The sequence below is a fragment of the Burkholderia sp. BCC0506 genome, assembly GCF_902833145.1.
Taxonomy (GTDB): domain Bacteria; phylum Pseudomonadota; class Gammaproteobacteria; order Burkholderiales; family Burkholderiaceae; genus Burkholderia.
Window position 1 is genome coordinate 330,640 of the sequence record NZ_CADFEN010000005.1, and the last position, 25,385, is coordinate 356,024.

General features: G+C 68.8%; 22 protein-coding genes. 11 read left to right on the plus strand and 11 right to left on the minus strand.

Annotation, left to right across the window (positions count from 1 at the left end; all coding sequences use genetic code 11):
• Positions 1–59: 59 nt before the first annotated feature.
• Genes HWX62_RS14025 through HWX62_RS14035 form a run of 3 tightly spaced genes read right to left on the minus strand, consistent with a single transcriptional unit; the run spans position 60 to position 5,877 of the window.
• Positions 60–1,622, minus strand: coding sequence for an efflux transporter outer membrane subunit (locus HWX62_RS14025; protein WP_175929116.1), 1,563 nt, complete (start codon positions 1,620–1,622; stop codon positions 60–62).
• Between the two features lie 2 nt (positions 1,623–1,624).
• Positions 1,625–4,771 carry an efflux RND transporter permease subunit gene (locus HWX62_RS14030; RefSeq protein WP_175929117.1) on the minus strand — a complete coding sequence of 1,049 codons (3,147 nt, stop codon included), beginning with the start codon at positions 4,769–4,771 and terminating at the stop codon, positions 1,625–1,627.
• Entirely contained in the window at positions 4,768–5,877 is a 1,110-nt protein-coding gene (locus tag HWX62_RS14035; RefSeq protein ID WP_175929118.1) for an efflux RND transporter periplasmic adaptor subunit, read from the minus strand. Before HWX62_RS14035 ends, HWX62_RS14030 begins: the two co-directional genes overlap by 4 nt.
• A gap of 188 nt (positions 5,878–6,065) precedes the next feature.
• Between HWX62_RS14035 and HWX62_RS14040 the strand changes: the two genes are divergently transcribed.
• A complete protein-coding gene (locus tag HWX62_RS14040) occupies positions 6,066–6,686 on the plus strand; it encodes a TetR/AcrR family transcriptional regulator (RefSeq protein ID WP_175929119.1) in 621 nt (206 codons plus the stop codon).
• Between the two features lie 54 nt (positions 6,687–6,740).
• Here the strand turns inward: HWX62_RS14040 and HWX62_RS14045 are convergent, their stop codons facing one another.
• The 4 genes from HWX62_RS14045 to HWX62_RS14060 form a co-directional block, all read right to left on the minus strand.
• The gene (locus HWX62_RS14045; RefSeq protein WP_175929120.1) at positions 6,741–8,660 is read right to left on the minus strand and encodes an acyl-CoA dehydrogenase; all 1,920 of its coding nucleotides are present in this window, start codon (positions 8,658–8,660) and stop codon (positions 6,741–6,743) included.
• Positions 8,657–9,643 carry an acyltransferase domain-containing protein gene (locus tag HWX62_RS14050; protein WP_175929121.1) on the minus strand — a complete coding sequence of 329 codons (987 nt, stop codon included), beginning with the start codon at positions 9,641–9,643 and terminating at the stop codon, positions 8,657–8,659. Before HWX62_RS14050 ends, HWX62_RS14045 begins: the two co-directional genes overlap by 4 nt.
• A 397-nt stretch (positions 9,644–10,040) precedes the next feature.
• Positions 10,041–11,774 (minus strand): ClcB-like voltage-gated chloride channel protein, encoded by a 1,734-nt coding sequence (locus HWX62_RS14055; protein ID WP_208456120.1) that lies wholly within the window; start codon positions 11,772–11,774, stop codon positions 10,041–10,043.
• A 115-nt stretch (positions 11,775–11,889) separates the two neighbouring features.
• Positions 11,890–12,966 carry a YeiH family protein gene (locus tag HWX62_RS14060; RefSeq protein ID WP_175929123.1) on the minus strand — a complete coding sequence of 359 codons (1,077 nt, stop codon included), beginning with the start codon at positions 12,964–12,966 and terminating at the stop codon, positions 11,890–11,892.
• A gap of 112 nt (positions 12,967–13,078) precedes the next feature.
• Between HWX62_RS14060 and HWX62_RS14065 the strand changes: the two genes are divergently transcribed.
• The 8 genes from HWX62_RS14065 (at position 13,079) to HWX62_RS14100 (ending at position 20,880) form a co-directional block, all read left to right on the plus strand.
• On the plus strand, positions 13,079–13,972 hold the full coding sequence (locus HWX62_RS14065; RefSeq protein ID WP_175929124.1) for a LysR family transcriptional regulator: 894 nt from the start codon (positions 13,079–13,081) through the stop codon (positions 13,970–13,972).
• Between the two features lie 159 nt (positions 13,973–14,131).
• The gene (locus tag HWX62_RS14070; RefSeq protein WP_175929125.1) at positions 14,132–14,896 is read left to right on the plus strand and encodes a sugar phosphate isomerase/epimerase; all 765 of its coding nucleotides are present in this window, start codon (positions 14,132–14,134) and stop codon (positions 14,894–14,896) included.
• A gap of 29 nt (positions 14,897–14,925) precedes the next feature.
• Positions 14,926–15,918, plus strand: coding sequence for a sugar kinase (locus HWX62_RS14075; RefSeq protein WP_175929126.1), 993 nt, complete (start codon positions 14,926–14,928; stop codon positions 15,916–15,918).
• Between the two features lie 115 nt (positions 15,919–16,033).
• The gene (locus tag HWX62_RS14080; RefSeq protein WP_175929127.1) at positions 16,034–17,314 is read left to right on the plus strand and encodes an MFS transporter; all 1,281 of its coding nucleotides are present in this window, start codon (positions 16,034–16,036) and stop codon (positions 17,312–17,314) included.
• A 4-nt stretch (positions 17,315–17,318) separates the two neighbouring features.
• Entirely contained in the window at positions 17,319–18,284 is a 966-nt protein-coding gene (locus HWX62_RS14085; RefSeq protein WP_175929128.1) for an NAD(P)-dependent oxidoreductase, read from the plus strand.
• Between the two features lie 332 nt (positions 18,285–18,616).
• Entirely contained in the window at positions 18,617–19,660 is a 1,044-nt protein-coding gene (locus HWX62_RS14090) for a LacI family DNA-binding transcriptional regulator (RefSeq protein WP_175929129.1), read from the plus strand.
• A gap of 55 nt (positions 19,661–19,715) precedes the next feature.
• Complete coding sequence (locus tag HWX62_RS14095) at positions 19,716–20,504, plus strand: YhfC family glutamic-type intramembrane protease (protein WP_175929130.1); 789 nt, start codon at positions 19,716–19,718, stop codon at positions 20,502–20,504.
• 13 nt (positions 20,505–20,517) lie between these two features.
• Complete coding sequence (locus HWX62_RS14100) at positions 20,518–20,880, plus strand: DUF3022 domain-containing protein (protein ID WP_175929131.1); 363 nt, start codon at positions 20,518–20,520, stop codon at positions 20,878–20,880.
• Positions 20,881–20,923: 43 nt separating this feature from the next.
• Here HWX62_RS14100 and HWX62_RS14105 read toward each other — a convergent pair whose 3' ends face one another.
• Positions 20,924–21,355, minus strand: a complete 432-nt coding sequence (locus HWX62_RS14105) for a PGDYG domain-containing protein (RefSeq protein ID WP_175929132.1) — start codon at positions 21,353–21,355, stop codon at positions 20,924–20,926.
• 143 nt (positions 21,356–21,498) lie between these two features.
• Positions 21,499–22,059: a Spy/CpxP family protein refolding chaperone gene (locus HWX62_RS14110; RefSeq protein WP_175985155.1), complete on the minus strand. Its 561-nt coding sequence runs from the start codon at positions 22,057–22,059 to the stop codon at positions 21,499–21,501.
• A 248-nt stretch (positions 22,060–22,307) separates the two neighbouring features.
• Between HWX62_RS14110 and HWX62_RS14115 the strand changes: the two genes are divergently transcribed.
• Together HWX62_RS14115 and HWX62_RS14120 are read left to right on the plus strand one after the other, a co-directional pair.
• Positions 22,308–22,772 (plus strand): Lrp/AsnC family transcriptional regulator, encoded by a 465-nt coding sequence (locus HWX62_RS14115; protein ID WP_006481526.1) that lies wholly within the window; start codon positions 22,308–22,310, stop codon positions 22,770–22,772.
• A gap of 495 nt (positions 22,773–23,267) precedes the next feature.
• Positions 23,268–24,368 (plus strand): saccharopine dehydrogenase C-terminal domain-containing protein, encoded by a 1,101-nt coding sequence (locus HWX62_RS14120; RefSeq protein ID WP_175929134.1) that lies wholly within the window; start codon positions 23,268–23,270, stop codon positions 24,366–24,368.
• A 104-nt stretch (positions 24,369–24,472) separates the two neighbouring features.
• On the opposite strand, the gene HWX62_RS14125 is transcribed toward HWX62_RS14120, so the two are convergent.
• Both HWX62_RS14125 and cydX read right to left on the minus strand, forming a co-directional pair.
• Complete coding sequence (locus HWX62_RS14125; RefSeq protein WP_175929135.1) at positions 24,473–25,090, minus strand: ATP-binding protein; 618 nt, start codon at positions 25,088–25,090, stop codon at positions 24,473–24,475.
• Positions 25,087–25,221, minus strand: coding sequence for a cytochrome bd-I oxidase subunit CydX (gene cydX, locus HWX62_RS14130; RefSeq protein WP_175929136.1), 135 nt, complete (start codon positions 25,219–25,221; stop codon positions 25,087–25,089). The genes HWX62_RS14125 and cydX overlap by 4 nt, the downstream gene beginning before the upstream one ends.
• Positions 25,222–25,385 lie beyond the last annotated feature (164 nt).

Here is a 25,385-nt window from a genome sequence, read left to right on the forward strand (position 1 = left end):
ATCGGCGATCGGACGCGCGTGCCGGGAATCCGTACGCGCGTCCGATCGAAGGGGGCCGGTCATTGCGCCGAAGGGATGGCGTCCGGCGTGGCGGCGCGTGCCAGCGGGCCGGTCGTGCCGCCGGCGGCATGGCCGGTTTGAGCGGGCTTGTCGCCGCTGTCGGCCGGCGGCGTGCCCATCGCCTGGTAAAGCCGCGCGGTATCCGCGAACCGTGCGCCGGTCGCGCGAATCTCGTCGAGCCGCGCATTGCGGTACTGCAACTCGCTCGCGCGCGCGGCCGACGGCGGCAGCGCGCCGAGCCGCACGCGGGCGGCCGCGTCGTCGTAAGCGCCGCGTGCGGACAGCGCGGCGCGCGACGACGCATCGAGCGCTTCCGCGTCGTGCTCGAGCGCCGCGAGCGAATCGGCGACGTTCTGGAACGCGCCGAGCACCGCCTGCTTGTACTGGTCGACCGCGGCCTCGTAGGTCGCCTTCGCCGCGCGGCGCTGCGCGAGCAGCGCGCCGCCGTGGAAGATCGGCTGGCTCAGCGACGCGCCGACGTTCCAGATCGCGCCCGCGCCCGACAGCATCGTCGGCCAGCTGAAGCCGCCTTTGCCCATCGCCGCCGACAGCGACAACTGCGGAAACATCTGCGCGGTCGCGAGGCCCACTTCGGCGGCGGCGGCCTTCAGCCCCGCGTCGGCGGCCTGGATATCCGGGCGGCTTCGCAGCAGGTCCGACGGCACGACGACGGGCACCTGCTCGGGCAGGTGCAGATCGGCGAGCGCGAGATCGGCCGGCGGCCGGTCGGGCGTGCGGCCGACCAGCACCGCGAGCGCATGGCGCGCCGAGTCGCGTTGCTGGCGCAGCGCGGGCACGCTGGCCGCGAACGTGTCGGCGCTTTGCCGGGCGTTCAGCGCGTCGCTGCGCGAGGCCGAACCGAGCGCATGGCGGCGCTCGGCGTCGTGCGCCTGGTCGTTCGCGAGCGCGACGAGCCGCTCGGTCGTCTCGATCTGCGCATTGAGCACCGACACGGTGATCGACGCGGTCACGATGTTCGCGGCCAGCGCGCGCCGCGCGGATTCGAGCTGGAACGCGCTGACGTCGACGCGTTTCGCGAGCGCACGGTTCGCGAAGCGCGACACGCCGAACAGGTCGACCGTGTAGCTCGCCTGCAGTTGCCCGACGAACGTGTCGTACAGCAGCGTCGGCGCGCCGAGCGCGGGAATCGGCACGCCGAGCGCGCGCTGGCGCGCGGCCTGGCCGCCCGCGTCGATCGACGGCAGCATCGAGCTGCCGATCTGCCCGCGCAACTGTTCGCGCGCGGCATCCAGCGAATGCGACGCCGCACTCAGCGTCGGGCTGTTGCGCAGCCCTTCGTCGACGAGCGCGTTCAGCGCGTCGGAACGGTACTGTTTCCACCAGTCCGGCACCGGCTGCGCGCCAACCTCGAACTGTTGCGCGACGCCGTGCGCGGACACGGTCTGCTCGACTTGCGGCGCGGCGCCGTAGTGCGCGGGCGACGGCATCGCGGGCGGCTCGCCGCTCGGCGCGAACCACGCGCAGCCCGCGAGCGGGCCGGCGAGGCTCGCCACCGCGAGCGCGCGCAAGGTTTTCGTTTTCAGGGTCATCGATCGATTCATGGTCAGGCTCCCGACGGCGCGGCAGGCGTGGCGCCGGGCGGCGGGCCGTCCTGCGGGTCGCGTTCGTCGCGCTTCACGCGGAACCACGTCGCGTACAGCGCAGGCAGGTAGAACAGCGTCAGCACGGTCGCGCTCGTGATGCCGCCCATCAGCGCGGTCGCCATCGGCCCGAAGAAGTTCGAGCGCAGCAGCGGAATCAGCGCGAGCACGGCGGCCGCGGCCGTCAGCGTGATCGGCCGGAAGCGCCGCACGGTCGCGCCGATGATCGCGTCGACGCGGCCGTGGCCGGCCGCGATGTCCTGCTCGATCTGGTCGACCAGGATCACCGAGTTGCGCATGATGATCCCGAACATCGCGATCACGCCGAGCATCGCGACGAAGCCGAACGGCTGGCCGAACAGCAGCAGCGTCGCGGCCACGCCGATCAGCCCGAGCGGCGCGGTCAGCACGACCATCAGCACGCGCGAGAAGCTCTGCAGCTGGATCATCAGCAGCGTGAACACGGCGATCGCCATCAGCGGCATCTGCGCGTTGATCGATGCCTGCGCCTTCGCGCTTTCCTCGACCGAGCCGCCGATGTTGATCTGATAGCCGACCGGCAACTGCGCGCGCAGCGCGTTCAGCTTCGCGTCGACCGCATGCGTGACGTCGATGCCCTGGGCGCCGGCGCGCACGTCCGACTGCACGGTGATGGTCGGCTGGCGGTCGCGTTCCCACACGACGCCGTATTCGAGCGTCGGCGTGAAGCGGCCGAGCGAGCCGAGCGGCACGGGGCCGTTCGGCGTCGGCAGCGCGAGGCCGGCGAGCTTCGCCGGATCGACGCGGTCCGCGCGCGGCGCGCGCAGGTCGACGGCGATCAGCTTGTCGCGCTCGCGATACTGCGTGACGGTCGTGCCGGACAGCGTCATCGCGAGGAAGCCCGACACGTCCTGCGACGTGACGTTCAGCTCGCGCGCCTTCTTCTGGTCGAGCTCGAAGCGCACCGAGCGCTCGGCCGGCTCGTCCCAGTCGAACTGCACGTTGACCGTGCGCGCGTCGCCGCGCATCGTCGCCGCGACCTTCTCGGCGATCGAGCGGACCGTCGCGATGCTGTCGCCGCTCACGCGGAACTGCACCGGATAGCCGACCGGCGGGCCGTTCTCGAGCCGCGACAGTCGCCAGCGCACGGCCGGAAATTGGTCGCGCAGCGTGGTCTCGAGCCAGCCCGCGAGCTTTTCGCGATCCTCGACCGACTTCGCGGTGATCACGAACTGCGCGAAGTTCGGCAGTTGCAGCTGCTGATCGAGCGGCAGGTAGAAGCGCGGCGCGCCGCTGCCGACGAAGTTCACCGCATGGTCGATCTCGGGCCGCTTGTCGATCGCTTTCTCGAGACGCTCGGTCTCGCGCAGCGTCGCCGCGAACGACGCGCCTTCGGGCAGCCGCAGGTCGACCAGCAGCTCGGGCCGGTCGGAGCTCGGGAAGAACTGCTGCGGCACCAGCGAGAAGCCCATCAGCGCGACGACGAAGAGCGCGCCCGTGATCAGCAGCACGACGAAGCGCCGCTCGATGCACCAGTCGATCCAGCCGCGCAGCCGCCGGTAGAAGCGGGTGTCGTAGATGTCGTGCTCGTGATCGTCGGGCAGGTGCGCCTCGTGCGCGTGCCGCTTGCGCTCGGGCAGCATGTGGAAGCCCAGCAGCGGGATCAGCACGACGGCCGCGAACCACGACGCGATCAGCGCGATCGCCGACACCTCGAAGATCGAGCGCGTGTATTCGCCGGTGCTCGATTTCGCGAGCGCGATCGGCAGGAAGCCCGATACCGTGACGAGCGTGCCGGTCAGCATCGGGAACGCGGTGCTGGTGTACGCGAACGCGGCGGCGCGCGCGCGGCTGTAGCCCTGCTCGAGCTTCACGGCCATCATCTCGACCGCGATGATCGCGTCGTCGACGAGCAGCCCGAGCGCGAGCACGAGCGTGCCGAGCGACACCTTGTGCAGCCCGATGTCGAACAGGTACATGAAGAGCGCGGTGACTGCGAGCACGACCGGGATCGAGATCACGACGACCATCCCGGTGCGCAGCCCGAGCGACACGAGGCTCACGACCAGCACGATCGCGACCGCTTCGGCGACGGCCTCGAGGAAGTCGTCGACCGAATGCGAGACCGCGTGCGGCATGCTCGACACCTCGGTCAGCTTCAGGCCCGCCGGCAGTTGCGCCTGCAGGTCTTTCGATTCCGCGTCGAGCGCCTTGCCGAGCCGGATCACGTCGCCGCCGGGCTGCATCGTGACGCCGATGCCGAGCACGGCTTTGCCGTTCATACGCATCTGCGTGACCTGCGGATCGTCGTAGCCGCGCTTCACGGTCGCGAGATCGCCGAGCCGGAACGTGCGGCCGTTGATGCGGATCAGCGTATCGGCGAGCGCGGCGACGTTGTCGAACTGGCCGCTCGGCCGCACGAACACGCGATCGTCGGCGGTCGTCAGCACGCCGGCCGACGAGATGTCGTTCTGGGCGTTGATCGCCTGGCCGAGCTGCTGCGGCGAGATGCCGAGGCGCGTGAGCTGCGCGTTGTTCACCTCGATGAAGATTCGCTGGTCGGGGTCGCCGAAATAGTCGACCTTGCCGACGCCCGGCACGCGCAGCAGCACGGTGCGCAACTGGTCCGCGTAGTCGTGCAGTTGCGCGGGCGTGAAGCCGTCGCCCTCGAGCGTCCAGATGTTGGTGTAGACGTCGCCGAATTCGTCGTTGAAGAACGGGCCCTGCACGCCGGGCGGCAGCGTATAGCCGATGTCGCCGACCTTCTTGCGGATCTGGTACCAGGTTTCGGGCACGTCCTTCACGGGCGCCGAATCCTTCATCGTGAAGAAGATCAGCGATTCGCCGGGGCGCGAATAGCTGCGCAGGAAATCGATGGCCGGCGTTTCCTGCAGCTTGCGGCCGATCCGGTCGGTCACCTGTTCCTGCACCTGCCGCGCACTCGCGCCGGGCCAGAAGGTCCGGATCACCATCACGCGGAACGTGAACGGCGGGTCTTCGGACTGGGCGAGCCGCGTGTACGCGAGGATGCCCGCGAGCGTCGCGAGCGCGATCAGGTAGACGACCAGCGCCTGGTGGCGCAGCGCCCAGGCGGACAGGTTGAAGCGGCCTTCTTCGTGGGAGACGCTCACGATGCGAAGTCCTCCGGATGCAGCGGCGCGATCGCGCGCACCTTCTCGCCCGCGCTGACCGTATGCACACCCTGCAGCACGACGCGCTCGCCCGGCTGCAGCCCGTGCGACACGGTGACCGTGCGCTCGTTGAAGCGCGCGACGTCGACGCGGCGCAACTCGAGCGTGTCGTCCTTCGTGCGCACGACCCATACGGCCGGTTGCGCGCCGTCGTGGAACAGCGCGGTCGCGGGCAGCGTGATCGGCTGCGCGTCGCCTGCTGGCGGCGGGCCGTCGAACGCGACGTCCGCGGTCATCCCGAGCCGGACCGCCGGGTCGGGCGCGGCGAGCGTGAGCTTCACGCGCCAGGTGCGGCTTTGCGGATCGGCGGCCGGCGCGATTTCTCGCACCTTCGCGGCGAACTGGCGGCCCGGCAGCGACGGCAGCGTGACGGTTGCCGAGTGACCAGGCGGGAGCGATGCGAGCGCGGATTCGGGCACGTCGCTGACCACGTCGACGTCGCCCGACCACGCGAGCTGGTAGACCGGCTGGCCGGCCGACACGTTCTGACCGGTATCGGCCTGTTCGGCGGTGATGGTGCCCGCGTGATCGGCGACGAGCGTCGCGTAGCGGAGCTGGTTCTTCGCGAGCGCGAGCTGCTGCTGGGCCTGGTCGCGCTGCGCGAGCGCCGACGCGTAGCTGTTCTGCGTCTGTTCGAGCTGCGCGGTGGCGATCAGGTTTTCGCGGGCCTGCGCGCGATCGCGCTCGAGCTGCTGCTTCGCGAACGCGAGGCTGTGCGTCGCGGCATCGAGTTGCGCCTGCGCGCTCGCGGCGTTCTTCTCGACGTCGGACGGATCGAGCAGCGCGACGACCTGGCCGGCCTTCACCGTATCGCCGAGCCGCACGCGGCGCTCGATGATCTTGCCGGCGATGCGGAACGACAGCGGGGTGGCATAGCGCGGCTGGATGTCGCCGGGCAGCGTGCGCGCGGCCGCGGCGGTGTCGGCCCGGGCGGGCAGCGCGACGACGGGGCGCGGGGCGGGCGGCGCGGATTCTTTCGGATGACAGGCGGCAAGGACGAGCGCGGCGCCGATCAGCAGCGCAGCGCGGGAACCGGAGCGATTCACGAAACCCCCAGGTGAGGTGGAGCGGAACGAAGTCGGCAAGCGCGGCGGGCGCTTGCCCCGGACGGCGCCGGCATCGGCGCACGCGGACAGACCAACGACATTTTCAGAAACTGTGGCGGATTCTAATACACACCTGTATCTGAATGCAAAGATGAATTTGAAAGGAGGAAGGTGCTAGACTGCGCGTCATGAAAATACAGCGCTTAACTCGCGAGCAGAGCCGGGACCAGACGCGCGAACGTCTGCTCAAGGCCGCGCATCGCATTTTTCTGAAGAAAGGCTACGTGGCCGCGAGCGTCGAGGACATCGCGGCGGCGGCCGGCTATACGCGCGGCGCGTTCTACTCGAATTTCCGCAGCAAGTCCGATCTGCTGCTGGAATTGCTGGAGCGCAATCACGCGGAGGTGCAGGCCGACTTCCAGGCGATTTTCGACGGGGGCGGCACGCGCGAGCAGATGGAATCGATGGCGCTCGCGTATTACCGGACGCTCTTTCGCGACGACGAATACTCGCTGCTGTGGGGCGAGGCGAAGCTGCAGGCGGCGCGCGACGCGAAGTTCCGCGTGCGCTTCAACCAGTTCCTGCACGGCAAGCGCGTGCAGATGGCCGAATTCATCGAGCGCTTCGCCGAGCGGGCGGGCACGCCGCTGCTGCTGCCGGCCGACACGCTCGCGTTCGGGCTGATGTGCCTGTGCGACGGCGTGCAGTCGTATTACACGGCCGATCCGCAGCACGTGCCGGCCGACATGGCCGAGTCGGTGCTGGGGGGATTCTTCGCACGGGTCGTGCTGGGGCGCGCGCCGGACTGAGCCTGAGCCGACAGCGCGCCCGTTGCCGGAGCCGCTACGCGCGGCATCCGGCGTTCAGCGCGCGCCGGCGGGCGGCACGCGCAGCGTCCGGGCCAGCGACGTGGCATAGTCGCGCGCCGGATCCGAGATCGGCGAGCGCACGACCGGATGCGGATGGCCGAACGCTTCGACGAACGTGTCGACATGCGGGACGAGGCGCGCGCACAGCGCGTCGGTTGCGGCGTCGAGCTGTCGATAGTGCGACGCGTCCAGCACGCCTTCGCTGATCAGCCAGGCGCCGTGCCGCTGCACACGATCGATGGCGAACAGCGCGACGAGGTCGCGCAGCAGCGTGCGCGCCGGTTCGCCCGCGACAGCCTCGGTCGCGCGCAGCGCGGCATTCAGCGCCAGATTCTGCCCGTACGCTTGCGCCGCATCGCGCGCGCCCGGCAACAGCGGGTTCCAGACATCGAGCGCATCGACGCCGCTGGCCGTGCGCGCGTCGACATCGTCGGCGAGCGAGTCGATCAGTCGCCGTTCGTACGTGCGCAGTGCTGCGATGGCATCGCGCGCCGCCTCCGGCCAGTCGCTTCCGACGTCATCGGCGCCGGCCGATGCAGCCGGTGTCGCAACCAGCGTGCGCGCGGTGTCGAGCAGGATCAGGAAGTTGTTGCCGCCCGCGTCGTTGAAGACATGGCCGAGCCCCTGATAGTCGAGATACCGGTTGACGAGAAGATCGCCGGCCACGCCGCAACGCAGCCGGCATTCGGCCGCGACTTCCTCGGCGGCCCAGGCCGTCAGCGCCTTGACGAGTGCGAGCTTGCGGTTGGTCGAACTCCACGGCGCCCACATCATGAACGTCGCGGTCGTGCGATCCGGCTGCGCGCGGCGATGCAGCGCGTGCGCCCATTCGCGCGCGGCGTCGTTGGCGAAACAGGTCATCACATACGAGGTCGCGAGCGCGCGCAACAGCGCGCGCTGCTGCGTGCTGTAGCGTATCAGCGACGTTTCGGGCGCGATGCGCGCCATGCTCGAGCGATGCGTCGAGTAGCGCAACGCCTGCGCGACGCAGGTGCGCGAGACGGCCGCCAGCCCGATCGCTCCCATGGCCCAGACGTTTTCCGGCGCGGTCAGCGTGCGTACGAGCCGGCCGTTGGGGTCGCCGAGCGGATCGTGGAATCGCCCGTCGGCGTCGATCGACGCGCCGTCGGACAGCCACGCGTCGAACGGAACGCGCACGCGATCGAAGCCGGCGAGGCCGTAATCGAACGGCACCAGCGGTATTTCGGCGGGTGCCGACAAGCGCACGCCCGGCAGCGGCCCTTCGCGTGTCGACAGGTCGACCGCGAACGCGAACACGCCGCAGTCGCGTCCGTCGACGACCACGCGCGCGCAGACGATGCCGAGCTTGTCGAGATCGTTGACGCCGACGTTGGTGAATTTCAGTGCGCCGTCGTCCGGCGTATGCAGGACGAAGGTCCGGCTGGCCGCGTCGAAGCGCGCCTCGGTGCGGGTGGCGAGCTGGCTGTTGCCGCCGCCGATTTCGGTGATCATGAACGCGCCGACCTTGCGGCCTGCCGCAAGCTCGCGCGCATATGCCTGCGCGCGGTCGTTGCCTTTGCCGAGTTCGACGAGAGAACCGATGCAGAGCCCGTAGTGGATCAGCGCGGCAATGCACAGCGACGGATCGTTGACGGCCGTCCATTCGGCGATCGCGGACAGCAGCGATGGATCGGACAGGTCGCCGGCCGCGGCCGGCAGCCGGCCGGCCAGTCTGGCGAGGCGGTCGTAGGTCGAGCGATGCAGGTCGATCGAGTGCCGCTCGAGCGGTTTGTCGAAATCGGCACTCGACAGCAACTGGATCAGCAGCCGCCGATGGTCCGGTTTCGTGAGGCCCGAAAGCGTGTCGCGTATTTCGTCGATTTCGGGCGCGATAACGGGGCGGGAAACCGGTGCGCCGGAGATTCCGCCATTTTCGATTTGATAGGCATTCATTGCAGAATCTCCGTGCGATCGGAATCAAATGGAAAAGGCCCGGTTTCACGAGTCGGTGAATAAGTGCGCGCATCCGGCAGCGCGGCTTTGATGCTGCGAGCCATGATGCCGGTCATGCTCAGGTCGATATAGATCGAATCGCGGGCGGCCTGGCTGCGCTCGAGTACGGCCGGCATGTGATACGGCTTCGTGAAACAGTCCGCCAACGCACGGGGCAGGTCGTCGGTATCGGCATAGCGCCGGCACGCGACGGCCGAATAGACCGGTACCTCGAAACGGCCGCGCGGCAACGGCGCGATCGCATCGTGGAATCGGTCCGCGGCCGCCCACAGCGCCGGATGATGAGCCGGATACGGAATCGGCAGCGCATGCAGCTTGAGGCCGCGGCGGCTCGCGAACGCGGCCAGGGTGTCGAGCGCGGCGTGCGATCCGCTGACGACGGTCTGTCGCGGCGCATTCACGCATGCGAGCACGAGCTGCTCGTGCGCGATCTCGTCCAGCAACGCCAGCGTCTCGGCTTGCGACGCGGCGACGGCCGTCATGCCGCCGCGCCCGGCAAACGGCTGGAAGGCCGCATTCAGTGCAAGGACGGCTCGCACGCCGTCGGATACGGACCAGACGCCCGAGCAGACGAGCGACGCGATTTCGCCGAGGCTCTGGCCGATGATCGCGGCGACGCGCACCGGCTGCCGCGCGAGAAAGCGGTGCAGGCAGATCGCGGTGGCGAACGCCGCCAGTTGTGGAATGCCGACGGGGACGGTAGCGGATGCGTCGCCGAGCAGCACGTCGCGCAGCAGTCGGGGATCGTGATCGTACGGCTCGTTGCGCAACGTGGCCTCGATCTCGTCGAGTGTCGCGTCGATGCATTCGCGCGCCGCGCGACTTCGCTCATGGAGCGATTTCAACGCACCGGACGGACTATCCCCCTGGCCCGGGATCACATAGATCGCGAGCGGGGTCGGATGGCTGGAACAGGTTTCCATTTTTTTCCCTCGTAGCGGTTTCGATTCGATTGTTTTTCTACTGCGGACTGCATTTTTTGGTCTCCGTATTTCGCTTTTTAAAAACTACGAGAGTGAACGATAGGCGATTTATTTTTGGTTTTCTAGGCGATTGGATCTATTGATTTTTGCGAAATGAAGGGGTGAATTCTTGATTTTCCGGGTGAGGATTTTTCACCTCCCGGAACCGCGCAAAAAACCTGAATCTTCGAACGCTTCGAACATTGCGAAGCGCGTGCTGTGGGCGCAGGCGCCCATCCGCGCGGAAGGCGGAACGCAGGGAGGAATGCAGCCGGGCGCCGCGACGATGCGGCGCCGGCTGGCGAGAGGGAATGGACGAAGCGGAACGCGAGCGATGGCCGAATCGCGTGGCTGCGCGTCAGCGCTCGCCGGTCATCCGCCGGTACGCGTCGAGCAGCGACGTCTTGTAGACGACGCCCGCGAGCGTAGGCTCGGCCTCGCTCTCGATCACCGGCAGGCGTTCGCCCTGGAACGCCATGAAGCGTTCGAGCGCGGTCGCGAGCGGCATGTCGGGCGTGAGCAGCGGAAACGGCGTGTGCGCGTAGTGCGCGGCCGTCTTGTCGGTCGTGTCGCGCTTGTCGAGCAGGTCGGACGTGATGTCCTTCAGCGCGACCGCGCCGCGGAAACGTCCACCGTCGTCGGTCACGTACAGGTACTTCACCGGATATTCGAGAAACACGCGCGTCATGTCGGCGACGCTCGCGGTGAGCGGCACGACCGTCTGCGCGGGCTGGATCAGCTCGCGCATCTGCGTGGTGCGCAGCCGCTGCCGCTCCTGCGCGTCCTGGTAATGATGCTGCGTGATTTCGTACATCGACGTCGTGCCCGTCGCGCGCGCGACGAAATACGCGAACACGCACGACACCAGCAGCGGCAGCACGACCTGATAGCTCAGCGTCATCTCGAAGATCATCAGGATCGCCATCAGCGGCGCCTGCGTGGCGCCCGCCATGAACGCGCCCATCCCGACGATCGCGTACGCGAAATATGCGGACGTATGGCCGGGCCACAGCGTGTCCATCGCGAGCCCGAACAGCGAGCCGAACACCGCGCCGACGAACAGCGTCGGCGTGAACACGCCGCCGATCGCGCCCGAGCCGGCGGTCGCGGCGGTCGCGATCACCTTGAACACGAGTACCGCGACGAGCGCCTGCCACGTCCACGGCGAATGGAGGATGTGGTTCACGACGCTGTAGCCGTTGCCCCACACGTCCGGAATCCACACCGAGATCACGCCGACGACGAGGCCGCCGAGCGCGAGCCGCACGGGCAACGGCACGGGCAGCCGCTTGAACTGCGTCTTCGATGCGTCGAGCAGGTGCAGGAACTGCGGCGCGAGCACGCCGCACAGCGCACCGAGCACGACGAACAGCAGCACCTCGGGGCCCGTCACGGCCGGGAACACCGGCATCTCGTACGGCGGCCGGTAGCCGGCGAATTCGCGCATCACGATGTTCGCGACGACGGAGGCGACGACCATCGGCCCGAAGCTTTCCATCGCGATCGTGCCGAGCACGATCTCCGACACGAAGAACGCGCCGGCGATCGGCGCGTTGTACGCGGACGTGATGCCGGCCGCCGCGCCGCACGCGACCAGCAGGCGCAGGCGCGGCGGGTCGAAGTGCGCGAAGCGGCCGACGAGCGACGCGGCGAGCGCCGCGAGCTGCACCATCGGGCCTTCGCGACCGATCGAGCCGCCGCTGCCGATCGTCAGCAGCGACGACACGCTGCGCCACAGGCTCTGCCGTACCGGCACGACGCCGTTGCCGAGCGCGACCGATTCCATGTAGTCGGTCTTGGCGGCCGCCTTGTCGCCGCGCGTCGCGACGAGCAGCACGCAGCCGGCGAGGAAGCCGCCCGCGGCCGGCAGCCAGAACCGCACGTACCACGGCAGGCTTTTCGCCATCTGCACGAAGCTGCCGCTGTGCCCCGAGATCAGGCGCTGCATCAGGTCGATGCCTTCGCGGAACGCCATCGTGGCAAAGGCGCCGCCGACGCCGACGATGGCCGACCAGATCAGCATCGTATGGGCGTCCGACAGGCGGAACAGCGTTCGGGCGCGGGTGCGCAGCTTCAGCAGGAACGAGAGCACGGCTGAAAGGGGGCGATGGAAAACGACGCGAAGCATAGCACTGCGCCGCGCCTGCGGGACCTCCCTGTCGGGCTTCCCGTCGGGCGCGGCGCGCGAACCGTCGCGGACGTGCGGCTCAGCCAAGCCAGTGCTGCACGGCCCAGGTGATCCCGTAGCCGCCGACGATCAGCCACACGTACAGGATCAGGCCGGTCATCAGCGCTCGCGGGCCGGCTGCGCGGATCTGCGCGACGCGCGTCTCGATGCCGAGCGCGGTCATGGCCATCGTCAGCGCGAAGGTGTCGAGCACGTTCAGCGTATGCGTGACGTCCGTGGGCAGTACGTTCAGCGAATTGACGATCACGAAGCCGAGGAAGCCGAGCGCGAACCACGGAACCGCCACCGTGCGCTTGCCGTGCGCGCCGCCGGCCGCGTCGTGAACCGGGCGCGCCGAACGGGCGAGCCACCAGCCGAGCGCGAGCAGCACCGGCACCAGCAGCATCACGCGCGTCATCTTCACGATCGTCGCAACACGCGCGACCTCCGGGCTGATGTCGCTCGCCGCGCCGACCACCTGCGCGACTTCGTGGATCGTGCCGCCGAAGAACAGGCCGAGGCCGGCCGGATCGAGGTTCAGCAGCCCGGCGTGATAGGCGAGCGGATACAGGAACATCGACAGCGTGCCGAACAGCACGACGCTGCCCACGGCCATCGCGCTCTGGTGCGGCTTCGACTGCAGCGTCGATTCGAACGCGAGCACGGCGGCCGCGCCGCAGATCGCGCTGCCGGCGGCGGTCAGCAGCGCGGCGTCGCGGTCGAGCTTCATCAGCTTCATGCCGACCCAGGTGCCGATCGCGAGCGTGCTGACGACGACCAGCACCGACACCGTGAGGCCCGGCAACCCGACTTGCGCGATCTCCTGCAGGCTCACGCGCAACCCGAAGAACGCGACCGCGATGCGCAGCAGCTTGCGCGCGGAGAAATTGACGCCGGCGGCCCAACTGGCCGGCATGCCGTCGCGCAGGCCGTTGCCGTACAGTGCACCGGCGACGATGCCGACGATCAGCGGCGACAGGCCGAGCCCCGCGATCGCGGGAAGCTCGGAGAGGCTCGTGACGGCGGCGGCGAACAGCGCGACGAACAGCACGCCGTTCAACTGGCCGCGCATCGACGGCGCGGCGTGGCTGAGAGGGGAAGTCGGAGCAGTGGACATGGAGGCACCGTGAGGGAGCGTGTGGCGACGGTGTAATCCTAGTTTCGTTATATCGATATGAAAAATTGTGATTTGTGACGTAAACTATCTGGAAAGCCGATAATTCACCGCCATGACCCCGGATCAACTGATAACGTTCGCCGCCGTCGCCGAGCACCTGAACATCAGCCGCGCCGCCGTGGCGCTGCATCTGTCGCAGCCGGCCGTGTCGGGCCAGTTGCGGCTGCTGCAGGACGAGTTCGGCGAACCGCTGTACCAGCGCGACGGCCGCGGCATCCGGCTGACGCCGGTCGGCGAACAGCTCGCGCAGTACGCGAAGGCGCAGCGCGACACGTTCGCCCAGGCGCGTGCGTTTCGCGACGCGGTGCGCGGGCTGGAAGCCGGCACGCTGCGCATCGGCGCGAGCACGACGCCCGCGAGCTACCTGCTGCCGTACCTGATCGCGGCGTTCCAGCCGCGCGCGCCGCGCGTGTCGATCCAGACGATGAGCGGCAATACGGCCGACGTGGTCGCGGCGCTGCCGTCGCTCGACATCGCGCTGATCGAAGGGCCGCCGGGCGAGGCGCTGCCGCCCGGCACGGCCGTGCACGCGTGGCACGAGGATGAGATCGTCGCGATCGTGCCGGCCGGCCATCCGCTCGCGGCGCCCGGCTACGACGCGGGCGTGACGCTCGATGCGCTCGCCGCGCATCCGCTCGTGCTGCGCGAGGCGGGCTCCGCGGTGCGGCAGCTCGTCGAGCGCGCGTTCGCGCACGGCGGCGCGCCGATGCGCGTCGCGTTCGAGATCGCGGGCGTCGAGGCCGTGAAGGAGGCCGTGCGCGCGGGAATGGGCGTCGGGTTCGTGTCCGCGATGTCGCTGCGTCATCAGGATGCGGCGCTCGTGCTGCGCTCGCTGGCGCCCGCGCCGCTCACGCGCCATTTCTCGATCTTGGTGCCGCATGGCGGCGCGCCGTCGCGGGCCGCCGCGCAATTTCTCGAAATGAGTCTCGCGCAAGACCTCGCGTAGGCGCTCGAAGCCGCGCCGGGAATGCATGTTGCGCGTGGGCGGCGCGTGTTCGTGCCGCCACCGTCCTTAGGGATTTCCTCTATGGCGTGGGTTTGAAGCGAAGCGCACCATCCGTCTCAAGCAAATGGAACCGGTTCCATCCGGTTGAAAAAGGGCAACATGGCAGACATCGTGATCGTGGCGAGCGCATTCGGGATGGACCGGGTGCGCCAGGAGGGCCACAGTGCATTCATCGCGACCGTGGCGGCATCCGGCGCGGCCGGTTTCGAGGTGCGGCGCGAACTGTTCGCGTCGGACGACGACACGGCGCCCGGCGCGCTGGCCGCGCTCGGTGCGCAGATCGCCGGCCACGGGCTGTGGTCGGTCTATTCGACACCGGACTCGCTCTATACGGAAACGGGGGCGCTCGACGCCGACGCGTTGCGCGACGGGCTCGCGCAAGCCGACGCGCTCGGCGCGCGCTTCGTGAAATTCCAGCTCGGCGGCTTCGCCGGCGACGCGCACGCGGCCGGGATCGTCGCGCTGTCGCGCGGTGCGCGGGCGCGCGTGGTGGTCGAGAACGGCCAGCTCGAGGTCGGCGGCGCGTTCGCGCAGTTCCGCGGGCTGTTTGACGCGCTCGCCGAAGCCGGCGCGCCCGATGCGCTCGGCATGACGTTCGACATCGGCAACTGGCAGTGGCGCGGCGAAGCGCCGCTCGACTGCGCACAGGTGCTCGCGCCGCGCGTGGAATACATTCATTGCAAGACCATCGAAGGCGAGGGCGCGCGTCGTTTCGCCGCCGCGCCGGCGCCGAACGATCCGCTCGTGACCGGCGTGCTCGCCACGCTGCCGCAGCATGCGCCGCGCGGCATCGAGTTTCCGTTCGACGCGGCCGACCTGGCGGGCGACGCCTGCCGGCGCGTCGCGTGGCTCGCGACCGCGTGACGGCGGCAGCAATCCTGAGGAGTTCAGTCATGAAAGCAGCACTCGATGTCGTGACCTACGGCGAAGCGATGGCGATGTTCGTCGCGACGGAGCCCGGCCACCTCGCGCACGCCGGGCAATTCGCGAAGCGGATCGCCGGCGCCGATCTCAATGTCGCGATCGGCCTGTCGCGGCTCGGCTTCCGGGTCGGCTGGATGAGCCGGGTCGGCCGCGATTCGTTCGGCCGCTACGTACTCGACACGCTGGCGCGCGAGGGCATCGACGCGTCGTGCGTGACCGTCGATCCGCGTTACCCGACCGGTTTCCAGCTGAAGTCGCGCAACGACGACGGCAGCGATCCGACCGTCGAATATTTCCGCAAGGGTTCGGCGGCGAGCCACCTGTCGTGCGACGACTACGTGGCCGACTACGTGCTCGGCGCGCGCCATCTGCACCTGACGGGCGTCGCGCCGGCGATCTCGGCGACGTCGTGCGAACTCGCGTTCCGGCTCGCGCGCGAGATGCGCGCGGCCGGCAGGACGATCTCGTTCGACCCGAACTTGCGCCCGACGCTGTGGCCGTCCGCCGACGTGATGGCGAAGACGCTGAACGCGCTCGCGACGCTCGCCGACTGGGTGCTGCCGGGGCTGGCCGAAGGGCGGCAGCTCACCGGGCACGACCGGCCGGCCGACATCGCGGGCTTCTATCTCGCGCAGGGCGCGCGCGGCGTCGTGATCAAGCTCGGCGAGCAGGGCGCGTATTTCCGCACGGCCGACGGCCGCGAAGGCACGGTCGCCGGCGAGCGCGTCGACAAGGTCGTCGATACGGTCGGCGCCGGCGACGGCTTCGCGGTCGGCGTGGTCAGCGCGCTGCTCGAGGGGCGCAGCGTCGAGCAGGCGGTCGCGCGCGGCAACCGGATCGGGGCGCTCGCGATCCAGGTGATCGGCGATTCGGAAGGCTTGCCGACGCGCGACGCGCTCGACCGGCTCGAAAATGTCAGCAATCGTGCCGATCGCTTAGAGGAAACCGTCACCGCGCAATGAGAGGCCGGACACGGCACAATCCGCGGATCCATTTCGTGCGCGACGCACAGCAGTTTTGTTCGAGGCCGGTCAGGCGCCAGCGCGCCCACTCCGGTCCATATACGGAGACACTCTCATGGCAGCCAATCTCGCAGCCCGTCGCTGGTGGACGATCATGCCGATCGTCTTCATCACCTACAGCCTCGCTTACCTCGACCGCGCGAATTACGGGTTCGCGGCGGCGGCCGGCATCAACCAGGATCTCGGGATCAGCAAGGGGCTGTCGTCGCTGATCGGCGCGCTGTTCTTCCTCGGCTACTTCTTCTTCCAGATCCCCGGCGCGATCTACGCGGAGCGCCGCAGCGTGAAGAAGCTCGTGTTCGTGAGCCTCGTGCTGTGGGGCGGCTGCGCGGCGCTGACCGGCGTGGTCAGCAACATCCCGTCGCTGATGGCGATCCGCTTCGTGCTCGGCGTCGTCGAGGCGGCCGTGATGCCGGCGATGCTGATCTACATCAGCAACTGGTTCACGAAGAACGAGCGCTCGCGCGCGAACACGTTCCTGATCCTCGGCAACCCGGTCACCGTGCTGTGGATGTCGATCGTGTCGGGTTATCTCGTGCATGAATTCGGCTGGCGCCACATGTTCATCGCCGAAGGCGTGCCGGCCATCATCTGGGCCGTGTGCTGGTGGTGCCTCGTGCAGGACAAGCCGGCCGATTCGCCGTGGCTCAGCGCGCAGGAAAAGCGCGACCTCGATGCCGCGCTCGCGGCCGAGCAGGCGGCGATCAAGCCGGTGCGCAACTATGGCGAGGCATTCCGTTCGCCGGCCGTGATCAAGCTGTGCGCGCAGTATTTCTGCTGGAGCATCGGCGTGTACGGCTTCGTGCTGTGGCTGCCGTCGATCGTGAAGAACGGTTCCGACCTCGGAATGGTCGCGACCGGCTGGCTGTCCGCGCTGCCGTACCTCGCGGCGACGATCGCGATGCTCGCCGCGTCGTGGGCGTCCGACAAGGTCGGCTCGCGCCGCGGTTTCGTGTGGCCGTTCCTGCTGGTCGGCGCCGCCGCGTTCGCCGCGTCGTATGCGCTCGGCTCGTCGCATTTCTGGATCTCGTACGCGCTGCTGGTCGTCGCGGGCGCCGCGATGTACGCGCCGTACGGCCCGTTCTTCGCGATCGTGCCGGAACTGCTGCCGAAGAACGTCGCCGGCGGTGCGATGGCGCTGATCAACAGCATGGGCGCGCTCGGCTCGTTCGTCGGCTCGTACTTCGTCGGCTACCTGAACGGTGCGACCGGGTCGCCTGTCGCGTCGTACGCATTCATGAGCGCCGCGCTCGTCGCCGCGGTGATCCTCACGCTGTCCGTCAAACCCCAGGCGCGCGATGCGCATCCGCTCGCCGCGCCGCTGCAAGGAAAATGAAACGATGAAGCCCCGTATCGTCGCGTACAAACCGCTGCCCGATGACGTTCTCGCGTACCTGCGCGAGCATGCGGACGTCGTGCAGGCGGACGGCGCCGACGCGCTCGCCGCCGCGCTCGGCGACGCGGACGGCGCGATCGGCGCGAGCCTGAAGGTCACGCCGCAGATGCTCGACCGCGCGCCGCGGCTGAAGGCGTGGTCGACGATCTCGGTCGGCTACGACAACTTCGACGTCGCCGATCTGACGCGCCGCGGCATCGTGCTCGCGCACACGCCGGACGTGCTGACCGAGTCGACCGCCGATACGGTGTTTTCGCTGATACTCGCCTCCGCCCGGCGCGTGGTCGAGCTGGCCGAGTGGGTGAAGGCCGGCCACTGGCATCGCAGCATCGGCCCGGCGTTGTACGGCACGGACGTGCAGGGCAAGACGCTCGGCATCGTCGGGCTCGGGCGGATCGGCGGCGCGGTCGCGCGGCGCGCGGCGCTCGGCTTCCGGATGCAGGTGCTGTACGCGAACCGGTCCGCGCATGCCGAGGCCGAGACGCAGTACGGCGCCCGGCGCGTGACGCTCGACGCGCTGCTCGCGCAGTCGGATTTCGTGTGCCTGCAGGTGCCGCTGTCGCCCGACACGCGCCACCTGATCGGCGCGCCCGAATTCGCGAAGATGAAGCGCAGCGCGATCCTGATCAACGCGTCGCGCGGGCCCGTCGTCGACGAAGCCGCGCTGGTCGACGCGCTGCGCGCGGGGACGATCCGCGGCGCGGGCCTCGACGTGTTCGAGAAGGAGCCGCTGCCGGTGGATTCGCCGCTGCTGCAGATGAAGAACGTCGTCGCGCTACCGCATATCGGCTCGGCGACGCACGAGACGCGCCATGCGATGGCGCGCTGCGCCGCGGAAAACCTGGTCGGCGCGCTGGCCGGCACGCTGCGCACGAATCTCGTCAACCCGGATGCGCTGGCGCACGCCTGAGCCGCCTCCGGCAACCGGCCGGCGCGGTGCCGGCGCCGTTAGAGTCGATGATCTTGGTGCCGGAGGGCCGGCTGCGTTATGATCGCCCGCGCTCGTCGCATCGACGGCCGGCCCCGCGGCCGGCGGCGTCGCGCGACGGGCATCCGCGCCAGGTCCGGTGCGGCCGACTGCCGTAGCACGCGACTGGCGGGCGCGGCGCGGCCGCGAGACACCGGGCCGGCGCAGGCGCCCACGCGCCAGGACAAGGGAGGCCGCCGGTTGGCTTACGTTTCCAACAACAAAGGTCCGTCTGCTCATGAAGCGGCGCGGATCGTACGTCGCGAGGCACGACAGTGACCGATTCGCAACCTTCCACGACGCGTCCGGCGACGATCAGCGACGTCGCGCGCGAGGCCGGCACGGGCAAGACCAGCGTTTCGCGCTACCTGAACGGCGAGACGCACGTGCTGTCCGTCGATCTGCGCCAGCGGATCGAGGCGGCCATCGCGCGGCTCAACTACCGGCCGAACCAGATGGCGCGCGGGCTCAAGCGCGGCCGTAACCGGCTGCTCGGCATGCTCGCGGCCGACCTGACCAATCCTTACACCGTCGAAGTGCTGCAGGGCGTCGAGGCCGCGTGCCATGCGCTCGGCTACATGCCGCTCATCTGTCACGCGGCGAACGAAGTCGAGATGGAGCGCCGCTTCCTGCAACTGCTCACGACCTATCGCGTCGAAGGGCTGATCGTCAACGCGCTCGGCGCCGAGGAAGACGTGCTGCGCCCGCTGCGCGGCGCGGGCATTCCGGCCGTGCTCGTCGACCGGACGGTCGAAGGCTTCGAGGCCGACCTGATCGGCCTCGACAACGCCGACGCGATCGAGACGGCGCTCGCGCACCTGATCGAACACGGTTTCGACGCGATCCATTTCGTCGTGCAGCCGTTCGAGGCCGTCAGCTCGCGGCGCGTGCGCGAGGCCGCGTTCCGCGCGGCGCTGGCCGCGCGCGGGCTGCCGGTGCCGTCGACGATCGTGCTCGACCTGAACGCGCCCGACGCGGCCGCGGCGGCGCTCGCCGACGTCGATGCCCGCATCGACGACGCGGCCCGGCGCGGCGTGCGCGCGGCGCTGTTCGCCGCGAATGCGCCGGTCGCGCTGGCGATCGCGCGCCACCTGCGCGCGCGCTTCGGCGCCGCGTGGCAGCAACAGGCGGCGCTGCTGTCGATCGACGATCCGGAATGGGCCGAGCTGATCGGCATCACGACGATCCGTCAGCCGACCTACGAAATCGGCTACAAGGCCGTCGAATTCGTGCACGAGCGGATCGACGGCGCGGCCGGCGACGTGCGCGTCGCGATGCTGCCCGGCGAGCTGATCGCGCGCGCGTCGACCGCAAGCTGAGTATCATTCGGGGCACGCGGCGCGTCAGGTGCGCTGCTTCGAACCAAGGAACTCCATGACTGTCGCTCCCGTCACGCTGGCGGCGCTGATCGCCGCCACGCTGATCATCGCGCTGCTGCCGCTCGTCCTCTACCGCATCCTGCGCAAGCCGCTTGCGCTCAACCGCCGCGACACGATCGTCGGCGTCGCGGTCTTCACGCTGTTTGCGATGATTCTCGAGCGCGCGTTCCACGGGCTCGTGCTGAGCCGCACGCCCGAGGACGGCTGGCTGACGCAGCCGCTCGCGTTCGTCGCGTACAGCGCACTCGCGACCGCGGTATTCGAGGAAGTCGGTCGCTATCTCGGGATGCGTGTGCTGGAGCGCCGCTATGGCGCGTCGGCGGGCGACGCTCGCGGGATCGGCTACGGGATCGGCCACGGCGGCGCCGAGGCATGGTTCGTCGGCGTGCTCGTGTGGGGCCAGTGGTCGTATCTCGCGTGGCTCGCGAGCCGCGGCCAACTCGAGACGCAGTTGTCCGACTTGCCGGTCGACACCGTGGTGCGGCTGCACATGATGCTCGCGACGCTGTCGGCCCAGTCGATCCTGCTGTTGCTGCTCGAACGCTGCGCGGCGTTCGCGGTGCAACTGGCGCTGTCGGTGCTGGTGTGGCGCGGCGTACGGGCCGGCCGACTGGCCGTGTTGCCGCTCGCGATCGTGCTGCATGCGCTCGCGGCGACGCCGACGCTGCTGTACCAGGTGCGCGCGCTGCCGGCCGCGTGGGTCGAGGCCGCGTATTTCGTGCTGGCCGCGATCCTGACGGTCGTGCTGGTGAAGACGTGCCGGCCGTCGCATGCGACGGCCTGACGGGAGAGACGCAATGGACGACTATCTGATCGAATGCCGGAGCGCGGAATTCGACGCGCTCGCGCGCGTGATCTGCGATCTCTTTCCGGAGCAGACACGCTTTGTCGAAAACAGCGACGAACGCGGCCGATTCCTGTCCGTGCAGTGGCTCGCGATGCGGTTCGGCGCGACCCCGAAGCGAATGACGCTCGATATCCGGATCGTGCCGGCCGCGCTCGCGCGCTACCTGGCGCTCAAGCCGATGCAGCGTGCGCGCAGCCATGCCGTGTTGCACGCGTATACGGAAGCGATGCTCGGCTCGCTCGAAGAGCGGCACGCGGCCGGCGAGGCCGTCGAGCGCGATGCGGCACTCGAGCTGGACGAAGATTTCGCGTGAGCCGTGGCGCCGGCTTCGTGCCGGCGCGGTGCGTTACGTCACGTCACGCGTCGCGGTAGACCTGCGCGAAGCGCTGCGCCTGCACGACGCCGTAGTCGCCCGGCGCGTATTGCATCACCCAGTCGCCGGCGACGCCGCGCAGCGTGTCGCCGTTTTCCGAGCGGGCGATCGTGAACGGTTCGTCCATCCGGCGCGCGAGCACGACGGCCGGCCGGTTGCGGTAGGCGCCCGGCGCGCCGTGCGCGAGTGCCGGATCGGCGGGCAGGTATTTGGCGTCGAAGCGCGTGCGCGACACGACCCAGCGGTCGCCGGTCGAGCCGGTGATCAGCGCGTCGCCTGCCACATAACGGTTCGGGCCTTCGAGGCTCATCAGTTCGCCGTCGGCGTCCGCGAACGACACGGCGACGGTTTCGTCCTTGACGACGCGACGGGCCTGCGGATCGGTACGCAGATCGAGGTGCTTGAGTTCGAGCATGGCGGGAAAGGGCGGGAAAGCGGGAAAAGCCGGGAGCTTATCCCGAATTCGGCGCGCCGTGTGACGCGCCGGTCGCCGGTTGCCGATCGAGGCGCGGCGCCGTTCGGCCCGGGTGGGCCGGTACGGCGCCGGCGGGGAGGGCGTCAGGGCTGTGCGGGTGCGCTCGCGGCCGGTGCGGCGGCCGCCTTGCCTTCCTTGCCCTTCGCCTTGCCCTTGCCGCGGTGCTCGCCGCCGTGGTGCAGCCAGCTGCGGAACGTCGTGTCGGCCAGCGCCTTCTGTTCGGCCGGGAAGCTCTCGTAGAGCGGCGCGAACGCGTCGGCGAGCTTCTTCGCGCCGTCGGCGTTCCCTTGCGACAGTTCCGCGTACTGCTTCATGTCGTCGAGCGCGGACACGTCGTGCCTCGCCATCCGTTCGCTGTAGAGCCGGCCCATCGTCGCGCCGTTGTCGCGCATCGTGTCGGCGAACGTCTTCCATTGCGGCTCCTGCGCCGACGTGATCTTCAACTGGTCGTGCAGGTACTTGATGCGCTGCTCGATGCGCGCTTCGTGGCGTGCCACGCGCTGCTGGGCGCTCGGGGCCGACGCCGCGGCCGTCGTGGTCGTCGATGCCGCGGCCTGAGCGGGCGCTTGCGGCTGCGCCGGGGTTTGCGCGAATGCGCTGGCTGCAACGACGAGCGTAGCGAGGGTGAGCGAGATTTTCTTCATGGTGGGCTCTCCGGGGTGGTGTCTGGCGAGCGGGCGCGGCGGCCATCGCCGCATGCGCGCATCTCGCGTCGCCCGTTATTAGTAGCACGTCGGGTGCAGCGCGGCAGTGAATGCGACACTTGCTTACATCCGATACGAATCGAAATTGAAGGGGCGAATCCAGGCGATGCCGGTTGGGCGCGCCGGCGTTAGGCGCTATCATCGCGTCACTTTCCACTTTGCCGGCATATGCATGCCGGCCCAGCGTCATGCGTCCACCCCGCCTCGACCAACTCGACGATCTCGACCGGCAGCTCGTCGCGCTGCTGCAAGCCGATGCGCGCGCCAGCGTCGCGGATCTCGCGCGCCAGCTCGACGTCGCGCGCACGACGGTCGTCGCACGCATCGCGCGGCTCGAGCGCACCAACGTGATCGCCGGGTACAGCGTGCGGCTCGGGCAGGACGTGCTCGATGCCAGCATTTATGCGTACGTCGGCATCATCCTCACGCCGAAGTTCGGCAAGGACGTGTTGCGCAAGCTCGACCGGATGCCCGAAGTCCAGCTGCTGTGCGCGGTGAGCGGCGAGTACGACTACGTCGCGTGGCTGCGCGCCGATTCGCCGGAGCGGCTCAACGATCTGCTCGACCAGATCGGCACGCTCGAAGGGGTCGAGCGCACGACGACGTCGATCATCCTGTCGCGCAAGATCGATCGCGGGACGATCGGCGGCTGATCGGTTGCACGCTGCGCGTGCATGACGGCGCAAGCGCCTGCGCCGCGCAAGTGTCGTCGCGTCACAAGTAACCGGATCGAGGTCGGGCATTTGCCCGCAAGCATTCGTATCGGCCTTCGCTGTACTTCGTGATCGGCACGGGGGCCCGCTGCCGTTCTTTCGCGCCGCTCGCGCGTCTCTCCCGGGTTTTCCTTCGCATTCCACTTCGACACGGCGTGTCGCACCTGACGCATGAGTCGTTCGTGCGTCCGGCGCCACGCCGTCGGTCGTCACCTTCTCCTTGCAATGCGCAATCGCCAACGGCCGGTTTGCGACCGCACCGCTACGCGATTTTTAGATGAATCTGTCGTTTCGTCGAAATTATTCGTCATAACGTCGAAATTACAGGTCGTTTCACATCATTCTTCGTCTTGGAACTGATTTTGAGCGTCCCTACACTGTGGTTCATGGCTCGACGCCGTCCACAACACCAACCCATCATCAGGAGATAAGCGCATGAAAATCGCCATCGTCGGCGCAGGTCTGATCGGCCACACCATTGCTCACATGCTGCGCGAAACGGGCGACTACGAAGTCGTCGCGTTCGACCGCGATGCGGATGCGCTCGCGAAGCTGTCGCGCGAAGGCATCGCGACGCAACGGGTCGATTCGGCCGATGCGAATGCGATTCGCGAAGCAGTGAAGGGCTTCGATGCGCTCGTCAACGCGCTGCCTTACTACCTCGCGGTCAACGTGGCGGCCGCCGCGAAGGCGGCCGGCGTTCACTACTTCGACCTGACCGAGGACGTGCGCGCCACCCACGCGATCCGCGAACTGGCCGACGGCTCCGACCGCGCGTTCATGCCGCAGTGCGGCCTCGCGCCGGGCTTCATCGGCATCGCCGCGCACGAGCTCGTGAACGGCTTCAGCGAAGTGCGCGACGTGAAGATGCGCGTCGGCGCGCTGCCCGAATACCCGACCAACGCGTTGAAGTACAACCTGACGTGGAGCGTCGACGGCCTGATCAACGAATACTGCCAGCCGTGCGAAGCGATCCGCGACGGCCGCAAGCAGTGGGTGCAGCCGCTCGAAGGTCTCGAGCACTTCTCGCTCGACGGCACCGAATACGAAGCGTTCAACACGTCGGGCGGCCTCGGCACCCTGTGCGAGACGCTGTCGGGCAAGGTCGAGACGCTCGACTACAAGTCGGTGCGCTACCCGGGCCACCGCGAGCTCGTCCAGTTCCTGCTGGAAGACCTGCGCCTGTCGAGCGATCGCGACACGCTGAAGTCGATCATGCGCCGCGCGGTGCCGTCGACGAAGCAGGACGTCGTGCTCGTGTTCGTCACGGTGACGGGCGTGAAGGACGGCCAACTGGTGCAGGACGTGTTCACGCGCAAGATCTTCGCGAAGGACGTGTGCGGGATGCACATGAGCGCGATCCAGATCACGACGGCCGGCGCGATGTGCGCGGTGCTGGATCTGTTCCGCGAAAAGAAGCTGCCGCAGAGCGGTTTCATCCCGCAGGAAAAGGTGTCGCTGAAGGCGTTCCTGTCGAACCGTTTCGGCAAGCTGTACGACGGCGGCACGATGGAGCGCGTGCACGCGCTCGCCTGACCGCGGTTGCAAGACCATTCGCCAGTCACCGGCACGAGGGCCGTACGACGCCGGGAGCGCAGCAGCGCTTCCGGCGTTGTTTTTTGCGGAGGCGGGCGGCGCGCTCAGGCCGGCAGCGGCGGGACGATCGTCGCCGGTTGCGACGGCGGCACGATGCGGTACAGCAGCGCATCGATGTCCGCGTCGGACGGCGCGGTGTTGTCGAACATCACGATGCCGTCGCATTCGCGGCCGGTCGGCACGAAGCGGCGCTGCCGGTATTCGTCCCAGTGCGCGAGCTTGTACGCATCGTTCGGGTTCGCGCGCGCGACGATCCGCTGGCGGGCGACGTCTTCCGACGTGTGAACCCAGACGACCGTCAGCGTGACGTCCGGCGCGATGCCGAGCCACGCGCGATCGAGGAGGCGCCGGTCGCGCACTTCACGCGACAGCGGGCCGACGACGAGTACGCCGATGCCGAGCGAGAGATTTTCACGGGCCGTGTCGAGCAGGCCCTGGTATTCGGGATCGCGAAGATGTTTCAGGTAGAGCGGGCTGTCGCGGTCGTTCGGGTCGTCCGTGAGCGCGCCCATCGCGGCCGCGCTGTAGCGGCCGTACAGCGTGTCCTTGTCGAGCAGGCAGAACGCCTCGCCGGTCGCGCGCATCAGCGGCCCGATGAGCCGCTTCGCAAGCGTGGTCTTGCCGGTGCCGGCGTGACCGCAGAAGAACACCAGGTGCGTCACGAATACCGGCTCCCCGACTGCTGGCCCGACGTGTCGCCGCGCGAGAACACTTCCGCTTCCAGCCACATCGCGTTGATGATGCCGAAGCCGAGTGCCACGCCGATGCCGAGTATCCACGAGAAATACCACATGGGTCTGTCTCCTTGACGATTGGGCCGCACGGCCGTTGTGCACAGCGCAACGCAGGCCGGTCGAGCCTGTCGACGTGCGCCGACGCGCGTGCTGCGGCGCACGCAGCCCGATCATGACCAATATCGGCGTGCCGCGCAAGCCGGGCCGTCCGTGCGGCAAACCG

Excerpts from the sequence above, each read along its gene's own strand:
- HWX62_RS14025 (WP_175929116.1), bottom strand. The coding sequence starts at position 1,622 with ATGAATCGATCGATGACCCTGAAAACGAAAACCTTGCGCGCGCTCGCG.
- HWX62_RS14040 (WP_175929119.1), top strand. The coding sequence starts at position 6,066 with ATGAAAATACAGCGCTTAACTCGCGAGCAGAGCCGGGACCAGACGCGC.
- HWX62_RS14045 (WP_175929120.1), bottom strand. The coding sequence starts at position 8,660 with ATGAATGCCTATCAAATCGAAAATGGCGGAATCTCCGGCGCACCGGTT.
- HWX62_RS14050 (WP_175929121.1), bottom strand. The coding sequence starts at position 9,643 with ATGGAAACCTGTTCCAGCCATCCGACCCCGCTCGCGATCTATGTGATC.
- HWX62_RS14060 (WP_175929123.1), bottom strand. The coding sequence starts at position 12,966 with ATGTCCACTGCTCCGACTTCCCCTCTCAGCCACGCCGCGCCGTCGATG.
- HWX62_RS14065 (WP_175929124.1), top strand. The coding sequence starts at position 13,079 with ATGACCCCGGATCAACTGATAACGTTCGCCGCCGTCGCCGAGCACCTG.
- HWX62_RS14070 (WP_175929125.1), top strand. The coding sequence starts at position 14,132 with ATGGCAGACATCGTGATCGTGGCGAGCGCATTCGGGATGGACCGGGTG.
- HWX62_RS14075 (WP_175929126.1), top strand. The coding sequence starts at position 14,926 with ATGAAAGCAGCACTCGATGTCGTGACCTACGGCGAAGCGATGGCGATG.
- HWX62_RS14080 (WP_175929127.1), top strand. The coding sequence starts at position 16,034 with ATGGCAGCCAATCTCGCAGCCCGTCGCTGGTGGACGATCATGCCGATC.
- HWX62_RS14085 (WP_175929128.1), top strand. The coding sequence starts at position 17,319 with ATGAAGCCCCGTATCGTCGCGTACAAACCGCTGCCCGATGACGTTCTC.
- HWX62_RS14095 (WP_175929130.1), top strand. The coding sequence starts at position 19,716 with ATGACTGTCGCTCCCGTCACGCTGGCGGCGCTGATCGCCGCCACGCTG.
- HWX62_RS14100 (WP_175929131.1), top strand. The coding sequence starts at position 20,518 with ATGGACGACTATCTGATCGAATGCCGGAGCGCGGAATTCGACGCGCTC.
- HWX62_RS14105 (WP_175929132.1), bottom strand. The coding sequence starts at position 21,355 with ATGCTCGAACTCAAGCACCTCGATCTGCGTACCGATCCGCAGGCCCGT.
- HWX62_RS14110 (WP_175985155.1), bottom strand. The coding sequence starts at position 22,059 with ATGAAGAAAATCTCGCTCACCCTCGCTACGCTCGTCGTTGCAGCCAGC.
- HWX62_RS14115 (WP_006481526.1), top strand. The coding sequence starts at position 22,308 with ATGCGTCCACCCCGCCTCGACCAACTCGACGATCTCGACCGGCAGCTC.
- HWX62_RS14120 (WP_175929134.1), top strand. The coding sequence starts at position 23,268 with ATGAAAATCGCCATCGTCGGCGCAGGTCTGATCGGCCACACCATTGCT.
- cydX (WP_175929136.1), bottom strand. The coding sequence starts at position 25,221 with ATGTGGTATTTCTCGTGGATACTCGGCATCGGCGTGGCACTCGGCTTC.